The 10,904-nt window shown below is 60.3% G+C and carries 8 protein-coding genes; all 8 read left to right on the top strand.

Going from position 1 to position 10,904, the window contains the following annotated elements; genetic code table 11:
* The first annotated feature begins 68 nt into the window (after positions 1 to 68).
* The 8 genes from ACIPIZ_RS08330 to ACIPIZ_RS08295 all read left to right on the top strand — a co-directional run bounded on the left by ACIPIZ_RS08330 (position 69) and on the right by ACIPIZ_RS08295 (position 10,878).
* Positions 69 to 1,418, top strand: a complete 1,350-nt coding sequence (locus tag ACIPIZ_RS08330) for a TolC family outer membrane protein (RefSeq protein ID WP_401164915.1) — start codon at positions 69 to 71, stop codon at positions 1,416 to 1,418.
* Positions 1,419 to 1,452: 34 nt separating this feature from the next.
* A complete protein-coding gene (locus ACIPIZ_RS08325) occupies positions 1,453 to 3,609 on the top strand; it encodes a type I secretion system permease/ATPase (RefSeq protein ID WP_127925365.1) in 2,157 nt (718 codons plus the stop codon).
* Complete coding sequence (locus ACIPIZ_RS08320) at positions 3,599 to 4,966, top strand: HlyD family type I secretion periplasmic adaptor subunit (protein WP_007918311.1); 1,368 nt, start codon at positions 3,599 to 3,601, stop codon at positions 4,964 to 4,966. The genes ACIPIZ_RS08325 and ACIPIZ_RS08320 overlap by 11 nt, the downstream gene beginning before the upstream one ends.
* A 361-nt stretch (positions 4,967 to 5,327) precedes the next feature.
* A complete protein-coding gene (locus ACIPIZ_RS08315) occupies positions 5,328 to 6,224 on the top strand; it encodes a TauD/TfdA family dioxygenase (RefSeq protein ID WP_127925366.1) in 897 nt (298 codons plus the stop codon).
* Positions 6,225 to 6,246: 22 nt separating this feature from the next.
* Positions 6,247 to 7,107 carry an ABC transporter ATP-binding protein gene (locus tag ACIPIZ_RS08310; RefSeq protein ID WP_127925367.1) on the top strand — a complete coding sequence of 287 codons (861 nt, stop codon included), beginning with the start codon at positions 6,247 to 6,249 and terminating at the stop codon, positions 7,105 to 7,107.
* Between the two features lie 20 nt (positions 7,108 to 7,127).
* A complete protein-coding gene (locus tag ACIPIZ_RS08305; protein WP_401164913.1) occupies positions 7,128 to 7,994 on the top strand; it encodes an ABC transporter permease in 867 nt (288 codons plus the stop codon).
* A gap of 202 nt (positions 7,995 to 8,196) precedes the next feature.
* Positions 8,197 to 9,114, top strand: coding sequence for a LysR family transcriptional regulator (locus tag ACIPIZ_RS08300; RefSeq protein WP_025113444.1), 918 nt, complete (start codon positions 8,197 to 8,199; stop codon positions 9,112 to 9,114).
* Between the two features lie 225 nt (positions 9,115 to 9,339).
* The gene (locus tag ACIPIZ_RS08295; protein ID WP_401164912.1) at positions 9,340 to 10,878 is read left to right on the top strand and encodes an MFS transporter; all 1,539 of its coding nucleotides are present in this window, start codon (positions 9,340 to 9,342) and stop codon (positions 10,876 to 10,878) included.
* Positions 10,879 to 10,904: the final 26 nt, after the last annotated feature.

The raw sequence follows: 10,904 nt of genomic DNA, 5'->3' as shown, positions 1-10,904 counted from the left end.
TGCCATCATCCGACGCAGCGCCACGTTTTGCTGTGATTCAAGACAAGAAGTTCTGGGAAATTCCTACCATGCGTTCGCCCCTGTTTCTGGCTGTACCCTTCGCTCTCGCCGCCTCTTTTGTACAAGCACAATCCTTACCAGAAGCCATGCAGCAGGCATTGGATGTCCATCCGGAAATCCAGGCAGGGGTAAATAGTCGTTTGGCCGCGGATTATCAATTAAGAGCGGCGAAAGGTGGATACCTGCCCAAGGTCGATCTGCTCGGCGGTTATGGCCGTGAAGGCACCGACAGCGTCACCACCCGCGCCAATTCCGGTAACCACTACGAAACCCTCAACCGCAGCGAGTCAAGTTTACGTCTCTCGCAAATGGTCTTTGACGGTTTTGCGACGTCCAGCGAAGTCGGGCGTCAACAAGCCACCGTCAACTCCCGCGCTTACTCGCTGCTCGGTACTTCCGAGCGCACCGCGCTGACCGTCGCCCAGGTTTACCTGGACGTGCTGACACGTCGCGAATTCGTGCGTCTGGCCGAAGAAAACCTCAAGAGCCACCAGCGCATCTACGACCAGATCCAGCTGCGCACCCAGCGTGGCGTCGGCAGCGGTGCCGACCTCGATCAGGCCGAAGCGCGTTTGTCCCAGTGCCGCAACAACCTGATCACCGAGCAGACCAATCTGGCCGACTCGGAAACCAACTTCCTCAGCGCCGTCGGCCAGATGCCCGATCAACTCGAGCGTCCGGCGCCGTTCATGGCGATGATGCCGGCCAACCTCAATGAAGCGCGCCAGCAGATGCTGGAAAACAGCCCGATCCTGCGTTCGGCCGAATCCGACATCGCCGCTGCCGAGAAGCAGTACGAAACCGCCAAGTCGACCTTCTACCCACGTTTCGACGCCGAACTGGGCCGCACTGCCGACAACGATCTCGACGGCCAGAACGGTCACAACAACGAGTGGCAGGCGATGCTGCGCATGCGCTTCAACCTCTATTCCGGTGGCAGCAACAAGGCCGATCTGGAATCCAAGTCGTACCTGTCGAACCAGGCGCTGGACATCCGCAACAACGCTTTGCGTCAGTTGAACGAAGAACTCGGTCTGGCCTGGAACGCCTTGAACAACGCCAACGCGCAGGTGCCGATCGCGCAGCAATACGTCGACCACAGCACCTCGGTGCGCACCGCTTACCAACGTCAGTTCAGCCTTGGCGAACGTACCTTGCTGGATTTGCTCGACAGCGAAAACGAGTTGTTCACCGCTTCGCGGCGTCTGGCTGAAATCAAAAACATTCAGTTATTTACTCAGTACCGAATCAAGGCGACCATGGGCGAGTTGCTCAGAAGCCAGGGAGTGGTCGCACCGTTGGCATCCGTTGTGCAAAACGACGTGAAGCCCAAGGTCCAGCTGCCTGGGATGAATTGAGTTATCCCTTTTCAACTGTCAAAGAGTGTCGAGCGTGGAATCAGAAGTCAGTCGAGTTCAACTCAGTCATGATCCACGCGCGTTGCACGACGATCCTTTACTGGACGGACTGCTCGCCCTTTGCATGCTTCATCAGAAACCCGCCAGCGCGGCGATGCTGACCACCGGCCTGCCGCTGCCCAAACAACGCCTGAGTGTCGAGTTGCTGCCCCGTGCGGCGGCTCGCGCCGGCCTGCAAGGGCGCGTGCTGCAACGCAAACTGGAAGAAATTCCGGCGATTGCCATGCCGGCGTTGCTGCTGCTCAAGGATGGCCGCAGCGCCGTCCTGCTCGGCTGGCAGGGCGACAACGAAGCACGGGTGCTGCTCAGCGAAACCGACGGCGGCGAGTCCATCGTCAGTCGCGAACTGCTCGCCGACGATTACACCGGCAAAGTCTTCTTCGCTCAGCCGCAACACAAATTCGACGTCAATCACGGCACGCTGATTCCGCGTGCACGCTCGTGGTTCCGCGACACCCTCAAGCGTTCGCGCTGGCTGTATGCCGATGCGATCGCCGCGAGTTTCCTGATCAACATCATTGCCATGGCTGCGCCGCTGTTCGTGATGAACGTCTACGACCGCGTGGTGCCGAACCAGGCCGAAGCGACCCTGTGGGTGTTGGCGCTGGGCATCACCGGCGCCTACCTCTTTGACCTGATCCTCAAGAGCCTGCGCAGTCTGTGCCTGGATCTGGCCGGGAAGAAAACCGACCTGATCATCTCGGCGACGCTGTTCGAACGCATCGTCGGCATGTCGATGAAATACCGCCCGGCGCGGGTCGGCAGCTTTGCGCAGAACATCCACGAGTTTCAGAGCCTGCGCGACTTCCTTGCCTCGCTGACCCTGACCAGCCTGATCGACCTGCCGTTCACCATCCTCATCTTCATCGTCATCGCCATTCTCGGCGGGCATCTGGTGTGGATTCCGGTGCTGGCGTTCCCGATTGCGTTGCTGATCGGCTACGCCTTGCAGAAGCCGCTGGTGGCCACCATGGAACGCACCATGGCCCTCGGTGCCGAGCGCCAGTCGAGCCTGATCGAAACCCTCGCCGGCCTCGACGCGGTTAAGGTCAACAATGCCGAAAGCGAACGTCAGTACCAGTGGGAGCAGACCATCGGCACCCTCAGTCGCCTCGAACTGCGGGTGAAAATGCTCTCCGGCCTGGCGATGAACATCACCCTGCTGATCCAGCAACTGGCCGGGGTGATCATGATCGTCTTCGGCGTCTACCAGATCATTGCCGGCAACCTGAGCATGGGTGGTCTGATTGCCTGCTACATGCTTAGCGGCCGCGCCCTCAGTCCGCTGGCCTCGCTGTCCGGTCTGTTGACCCGTTATCAGCAGGCACGGGTAACCATGACTTCGGTCGACCAGATGATGGAGCTGCCGCAAGAGCGCAACTTCGAAGAGCGCCCGTTGAGCCGCAAGGTTTTGCAGGGCGCGATCGAGTGCCGCCAGCTCAATTTCACCTACCCGGAACAACAGAACCCGGCGCTGAAGAACATCAACCTGGTGATCCGCCCCGGCGAGAAAATCGGCATCATCGGTCGCAGCGGCTCGGGCAAAAGCTCCCTCGCCAAATTGCTGGTCGGCCTGTATCAGCCGGACGACGGTGCGTTGCTGGTCGACGGTGTGGATATTCGTCAGATTGATGTCAGCGAACTGCGTTACAACATCGGCTACGTGCCGCAGGACATTCAGCTGCTGGCCGGCACCCTGCGTGACAACCTCGTCTCTGGCGCACGCTATGTAGAAGACGAGCTTGTTCTGCAGGCGGCCGAACTGGCCGGCGTCCACGAATTCGCCCGTCTGCACCCGCAAGGCTACGAGCTGCAAGTCGGCGAACGCGGGCAGAACCTCTCCGGTGGCCAACGGCAGAACGTCGCGCTGGCCCGGGCGCTGTTGCTCAATCCACCGATCCTGCTGATGGACGAGCCGACCAGTGCGATGGACAACACCGGTGAAGAACGCCTCAAGCAACGCCTCGCCGCCGTGATTGAAAACAAGACCGTGGTGCTGGTCACGCACCGGGCTTCACTCTTGTCGCTGGTCGATCGTCTGCTGGTGATCGATCGTGGACAAATTCTCGCCGATGGCCCGAAAGCCGCCGTGATGGAAGCGTTGAAGAAGGGGCAGATCAGTGTTGCTTAAGTCGGGTTTCAAGGATTCGATCCGTCGCTACTTCAAGGGCTCGGCATCACTGCAGGGCCAACCGCTGCCGGAGGTCAACAAAGCGCTGATCGAAGACGCCCCGCGCGTCGTGCGCCTGACCATCTGGGCGATCATCGGCTTCTTTATCTTCCTGCTGCTGTGGGCCAACTTCGCCGTGATCGACGAAGTGACCAAGGGCGACGGCAAGGCGATTCCGTCGTCGAAGATCCAGAAAATCCAGAACCTTGAGGGCGGGATCATCTCCGAACTGTTCGTCAAGGAAGGCCAGATCGTCGAAGCCGGCGCACCGTTGATTCGTCTCGACGACACGCGATTCGCCTCCAACGTCGGCGAAACCGAGGCCGATCGTCTGTCGATGCTGCTGCGCGTTGAGCGTCTCAGCGCAGAGGTCGACGACCGTCCGCTGAATTTCCCCGAGGACGTGCTCAAGGCTGTTCCGGGTCAGGCAAAAAGCGAAGAGTCGCTGTACATCAGCCGCCGCCAGCAACTGCATGACGAGATCGGTGGTTTGCAGGAGCAGTTGATTCAGCGTCAGCAAGAGCTGCGCGAATTCGCCTCCAAGCAAGCGCAGTATCGTCAGCAGCTCGGCTTGCAGCGTCAGGAAATCAACATGTCCGAGCCGCTGGTGGCCCAGGGCGCGGTGTCCCCGGTGGAAGTCTTGCGTCTGAAGCGTGCCGAGGTGGAAACCCGTGGTCAGCTGGATGCGACGACGCTGGCCATTCCGCGTGCCGAATCGGCGATCAAGGAAGTGCAGCGCAAAATTGATGAAACCCGTGGCAAATTCCGCAGCGAAGCGCTGACCCAACTCAACGAGGCGCGCACCGACCTGAACAAGGCCAGCGCGACCGGCAAGGCGCTGGAAGACCGCGTCAGCCGCACGCTGGTGACATCGCCGGTGCGCGGCATCGTCAACAAGTTGCTGGTCAACACCATCGGTGGCGTGATCCAGCCGGGCAGCGACATGGTCGAAATCGTACCGCTGGATGACACCTTGCTGGTCGAAGCGAAGATCCGCCCGCAAGACATCGCCTTTCTGCATCCGGGCCAGGAAGCGATCGTCAAATTCACTGCGTACGACTACACCATCTACGGCGGGCTCAAAGCCAAGCTTGAGCAGATCGGTGCCGACACCATCACCGACGAAGACAAGAAAACCACGTACTACATCATCAAGGTGCGCACTGAGCGTAGCCACTTGGGTACCGATGAAAAGCCGTTGCTGATCATCCCGGGGATGGTTGCGTCGGTGGATATCATTACCGGCAAGAAGTCGGTGTTGAGTTATTTGCTCAAGCCGATCATCCGCGCGCGGGCTGAGGCGTTGCACGAGCGTTGATTTTTTAGTGACCTCACTGGCCTCATCGCGAGCAGGCTCACTCCTACAGTAACCGCATTTCTCCAGATGGAATGCGATCCCTGTAGGAGTGAGCCTGCTCGCGATAGCGGCAGCCCAAACACCACATCTCTGTCAGGAAGTGACAAAAACCGTCACTCACCACTCAGTCCATTCCTCACCAATCGCCATATCGTTATTCAATAACGGTATTTAATCTCCAGTTCTTATAGCTATAAAGTCATCCCCCTGCGTACCTGCCGACCAATCGGCGCGCCGCACGACCTGAACCAACACGCAATCCAGCGTGAGTGTCTGATCGACGAGCGCGCCCGTGAGCGTGCCGTGCGTGGGAGATGGAAAGATGTCCGCAGCTACTGCTTCCCCAAGCGCCGCGACCGCCGCGCCGCAATCCTTTGAAATCCGCCCGTTCAGCGGTGCCGTCGGCGCCGAAATCATCGGCCTCGACCTCACCCGGCCGATCAATGATCAGGACTTCGCGCGCATTCACCGCGCGCACCTGGATCACCACGTCGTGGTGTTCCGCGACCAGCAAATCACCCCGCAGCAACAGATCGACTTCAGCCGCCGCTTCGGCGTGTTGCAGATCCATGTGCTCAAGCAATTCCTGTTGGCCAACCACCCGGAAATCCTCATCGTTTCCAACATCGTTGAAAACGGCCAGAACATCGGCCTCGGCGATGCCGGCAAGTTCTGGCACTCCGACCTCTCCTATAAAGAGCTGCCAAGCCTTGGCTCGATGCTTCACGCGCAAGAACTGCCGTCCGAGGGCGGCGACACGCTGTTCGCCGACATGCACAAAGCCTGGGACAACTTACCCGAAGCGTTGCGCAAAGCGGTCGAAGGCCGCAGTGCTGCGCACTCCTACACGGCGCGTTACAGCGAAACCAAATTCGAAGGCAACTGGCGCCCGACCCTGACCCCGGAGCAACTGGCTCAAGTCGCCGAAGTGGTGCATCCGGTGGTGCGTACGCACCCGGAGAACGGACGCAAGGCGCTGTTCGTCAGCGAAGGTTTCACCACGCGCATCGTCGGCCTGCCGGAAGACGAGAGCCAGCAACTGCTGAGCGAGCTCTATGCCCACAGCGTGCTGCCGCAAAACATCTACCGCCATCAGTGGCAGCCCCACGATCTGGTGTTCTGGGACAACCGCTCGCTGATCCATCTCGCCGCCGGCTGCCCCGCACACCTGCGCCGCAAGCTGTATCGCACGACCATTCAGGGCGACGCGCCTTTCTGATTCGCCGGAGATTGATCAAAAAATGAACGCTCCCTTGCCAGGTCACGCGGCCAGCAACCCGATCGCCCGCAGCGACGCGTTGCTGGCGGTCGATCATGTCAGCCTCGAATACCGCACGCCGCAACGCGTGGTGCGTGCCACCCACCAAGTCAGTTTTGAAATTGATCCGGCCGATCGCTACGTGCTGCTCGGCCCGTCCGGTTGCGGCAAATCCACCTTGCTCAAAGCGGTCGCCGGGTTCATTCAGCCGTGCGAAGGTGAAATCCGCCTGCAAGGCCAGCGCGTCGACGCACCGGGGCCAGACCGGATTGTGGTGTTTCAGGAATTCGACCAACTGCCACCGTGGAAAACCGTCAAACAGAACGTGATGTTTCCGCTGCTCGCTTCGCGAACGCTGAAGAAAAAAGCAGCTGAAGAGCGCGCGCTGCACTATCTGGAAAAGGTTGGGCTGGCGGCGTTTGCCGATGCCTACCCGCATACCTTGTCCGGCGGCATGAAGGCGCGCGTGGCGATTGCCCGGGCGTTGGCGATGCAGCCGAAAATCCTCTTGATGGACGAACCGTTCGCCGCGCTCGATGCGCTGACCCGGCGCAAGATGCAGGAAGAGTTGCTGCTGCTTTGGGAAGAGGTGCGCTTCACCCTGTTGTTCGTTACCCACTCGATTGAAGAGGCGTTGGTGGTCGGTAATCGCATCCTGCTGCTGTCGCCGCATCCCGGCCGAGTGCGCGCCGAAGTGCACAGCCATCAATACGACTTGCACAGCTTGGGTGGCGTGGCGTTTCAGGAGTCGGCGCGGCGCATTCATCGTCTGCTGTTCGACGAAGGCCAGTCGCCGGAAACCGAGCGTGACCACGACTTCAACGACATTCGCATCGCCTATTGAGCGGCCAGGAGGATTACCCGATGAGCCATTCATCATCTGTGCGTGAAGAATTCGAAGTTGTGCTGGAGCCGTTGACCGAAGTGCCGGTCGAGCGTGAACTGTCGCTCGGCACGCGGCTGTGGCAACAGGGCTGGCTGCGTAAAGGCCTGATCCTGATTGTGCTTGCGGTCGTTTGGGAGGTGGTCGCGCGGATTCAGAACAACGACCTGATGCTGCCGAGTTTTCTGCAGACCAGCCATGCGCTGTTCGATGGCTTGCTCAGCGGTGAACTGCTGGCCAAGGTGTGGATATCGCTGGTGGTGCTGATCAAGGGTTACCTGATCGGTATCGTGTTGGCGTTTGCACTGACCACGCTCGCGGTGTCGACGCAGTTGGGCCGCGATCTGCTGAGCACGATGACTTCGATGTTCAATCCGTTGCCGGCGATTGCCCTGCTGCCCTTGGCGCTGCTGTGGTTTGGCCTGGGGCAGAACAGCCTGATTTTTGTGCTGGTGCATTCGGTGTTGTGGGCCTTGGCACTGAACACTTACGCGGGGTTTCTCGGGGTCTCGGAAACCTTGCGCATGGCCGGGCGCAATTACGGTTTGAAGGGTTTGCGGCTGGTGCTGTTCATCCTGATCCCGGCGGCGCTGCCGTCGATTCTCGCTGGATTGAAGATTGGCTGGGCGTTTGCCTGGCGCACGTTGATCGCGGCGGAACTGGTGTTTGGCGCGACCAGCGGCAAGGGTGGGCTGGGTTGGTACATCTTTCAGAATCGCAATGAGCTGTACACCGACAAGGTGTTTGCCGGGTTGGCGGTGGTGATTCTGATTGGCTTGCTGGTGGAGAATCTGGTGTTCGATACGCTGGAGCGGGTGACCGTGAAGCGGTGGGGGATGCAGCGGTAATTCTGTGGCGTTGCGACTGGCCTCATCGCGAGCAGGCTCACTCCTACACGGGATCTGTGTAGGACACAAAATCTGTAGGCACTGAAGATCTAATGTAGGAGTGAGCCTGCTCGCGATAGCGTCAGTCATGCCACCGCAATACTTGAAGGATGTTTGCTAGCATTGCGCCCAGATCAATCCTGATCAGCCATGAGTGCTCAGCATGCAACTCCCGGACATGAACCTTCTGGTCGCCCTCGACGCTTTGCTCGACGAGGGCAGTGTGGTCGGCGCTGCGCGGCGGATGAACCTCAGTCCGGCAGCCATGAGCCGCACCCTGACGCGAATCCGCGAAGCCATCGGCGACCCGATCCTCGTGCGTGCCGGCCGAGGTCTGGTGCCAACGCCCAAAGCGCTGGAACTGCGCGAACAGGTGCGCGATGTGGTCGAGCAGGCCGCGCTGTTGTTCCGCTCCGCCGACACCGTGGAGCTGGGCACGCTGCGTCGGCGCTTCAGCATCCGCGCCAACGACTTTTTCATCGGGGTGTACGGCGGTAAGCTGTTCGACACCCTCGATCAACTCGCGCCGCACTGCGAATTGCGCTTTGTCCCGGAAGGCGATGGCGATGATGAAGCCCTGCGAGAAGGGCGCATCGATCTGAGCGTCAGCAACACCCGGCCCGTCACCCCGGAAGTCAAAGTGCAGAACCTGTTTTCTACACACTTCGTTGGCTTGGTGCGTGAAGACCATCCCTTGCTTGACGGCGAAATCACTGCCGAGCGCTACGCCGGGTTTTCCCATATCAGCATGTCGCGTCGTGGCATCGCCCGTGGCCCGATTGATACGGCGCTGAATGCCTTGGGGCTGGAGCGCCGCGTCGCGGTGATTGCGCCGAGTTTTCATGCGGCGATGTTTGCGCTGCCGGATTCCGACCTGATCCTGCCAGTGCCCAAGGAAGCGCTGCTGAGTGTGCGCCGGCTGGGTTTGAAACTGCGTTCGTTCGACCTGCCAATCCCTTTGCCGACGTTGATGCTGACCCAGGCCTGGCACCCGCGCTTCGACAAGGATCCGGCACACCGCTGGCTGCGCGAAACGCTTAAGGCCTGTTGCGACGAAACGTGGCTGGCGGCCCAGCCTTAATCCCCGAGAAAACACAAAACCCTGTGGGAGCGAGCCTGCTCGCGAAAGCGCTGGATCAGTCACCCATGATATTGACTGACCCGACGCCTTCGCGAGCAGGCTCGCTCCCACAAGGGATGTTCATTGTTGTGTCTGGCGCACTTATAACCTGCCAATAAGTCAATTTTCGTCATTGCCAAGCCCGACTAAGATGCTCCGGTATTTTTCCCTCCGGAGTGAGTATTCATGACATCCCTGACGGCGGCAGCGCCCATCGCTGCGGCCAGCCCGGCGAAGGCGATCACGCCACCGGTGTTCGGGGCGCGGATCATCATCGGTCTGGTCGGCGTGTTGCTGGCAGTGCTGGTGTCGGGCCTCAACGAGATGGTCACCAAGGTGGCCCTGGCCGACATCCGTGGCGCGCTGAGCATCGGTTACGACGAAGGCACCTGGCTGGTCGCCAGTTACACCGCCACCTCGGTCGCGGCCATGGCCTTCGCGCCGTGGTGTTCGGTGACCTTCTCGCTGCGCCGCTTCACCCTCTGCGCGATCGGTCTGTTCACTCTGCTCGGCGTGCTGTGCCCGTTCGCCCCCAATTACGAAAGCCTGCTGCTGATGCGCATCCTGCAAGGCCTCGCCGGCGGTGCGTTACCGCCGATGCTGATGACCGTCGCCCTGCGCTTTTTGCCGGCCAACATCAAGCTTTATGGTCTGGCCGGTTATGCGCTAACGGCGACATTCGGCCCCGGTCTCGGCACGCCGCTGGCCGGTTTATGGACCGAATACGTCGGCTGGCAATGGACGTTCTGGCAGATCATCGTGCCGTGCCTGATCGCCATGGCGATGGTCGCGTGGGGCATTCCGCAGGACCCGCTGCGTTTGGAACGCCTCAAATCGTTCAACTGGAAAGGTCTGCTGCTGGGCTTTCCGGCGATCTGCATGTTGGTGATCGGTTTGCTGCAAGGCAATCGGCTGGACTGGTTCGAATCGAGCCTGATCTGTGGATTGCTCGGCGCCGGCTCGCTGCTGCTGGTGGCGTTTCTGATCAACGAATGGTCGCAGCCGATTCCGTTTTTCAAATTGCAGATGCTCGGTATCCGCAACCTTTCGTTCGCACTGATGACCCTGGCTGGCGTTTTGGTGGTGTTGTTGGCGGTGGTGCTGATTCCGTCGAGCTATCTGGCCCAGGTGCAAGGTTATCGCCCGGTGCAGACCGCGCCGATCATGCTCATCGCCGCATTGCCGCAACTGATTGCGCTGCCGTTGGTGGCCGCGCTGTGCAACCTGCGCTGGGTGGATTGTCGCTGGGTGCTCGGCATCGGTTTGAGCATGTTGGCGCTGTCCTGCCTGGGCGGATCGCAGCTGACCTCGCAGTGGATTCGCGACGACTTCTATGTTCTGCAATGGCTGCAGATTTTTGGTCAGCCGATGGCGGTGCTGCCGCTGTTGATGCTCTCGACCGGCAGCATCACACCGCTGGACGGTCCCTTCGCATCGGCATGGTTCAACACCGTGAAAGGCCTGTCGGCCGTGGTCGCCACCGGGGTGATCGAGGCGCTTACCACGTCGCGCCTGCATTTCCACTCAAGCATGTTGGTCGACAGCCTCGGCAATTCGCCGCTGGCCGATCGTAGCGATCCGGGCCTCGCCCATCGCCTGCACGAACAGGCCGTGGTGCTGACTTCTTCCGATCTCTACGTGTGCATGGCTGGCGTCGCAGTGGCGTTGATCCTGCTGATTTTCTGGCTGCCGACGCGGATCTATCCGCCGCGCGCACCGACATGATGGCTGTATTGAAACAGAAGGTTTTT

The organism is Pseudomonas sp. NPDC087690 (assembly GCF_044743175.1).
Lineage (GTDB): Bacteria > Pseudomonadota > Gammaproteobacteria > Pseudomonadales > Pseudomonadaceae > Aquipseudomonas.
Note: the sequence above shows the minus strand (reverse complement) of the source record. Positions and strands in the feature narration are given on the sequence as shown.

Bases quoted from the DNA above. Each gene is read 5' to 3' on its own strand.
- ACIPIZ_RS08300 (WP_025113444.1), top strand. From the start codon at position 8,197: ATGCAACTCCCGGACATGAACCTTCTGGTCGCCCTCGACGCTTTGCTC.
- ACIPIZ_RS08295 (WP_401164912.1), top strand. From the start codon at position 9,340: ATGACATCCCTGACGGCGGCAGCGCCCATCGCTGCGGCCAGCCCGGCG.
- ACIPIZ_RS08330 (WP_401164915.1), top strand. From the start codon at position 69: ATGCGTTCGCCCCTGTTTCTGGCTGTACCCTTCGCTCTCGCCGCCTCT.
- ACIPIZ_RS08310 (WP_127925367.1), top strand. From the start codon at position 6,247: ATGAACGCTCCCTTGCCAGGTCACGCGGCCAGCAACCCGATCGCCCGC.
- ACIPIZ_RS08305 (WP_401164913.1), top strand. From the start codon at position 7,128: ATGAGCCATTCATCATCTGTGCGTGAAGAATTCGAAGTTGTGCTGGAG.
- ACIPIZ_RS08315 (WP_127925366.1), top strand. From the start codon at position 5,328: ATGTCCGCAGCTACTGCTTCCCCAAGCGCCGCGACCGCCGCGCCGCAA.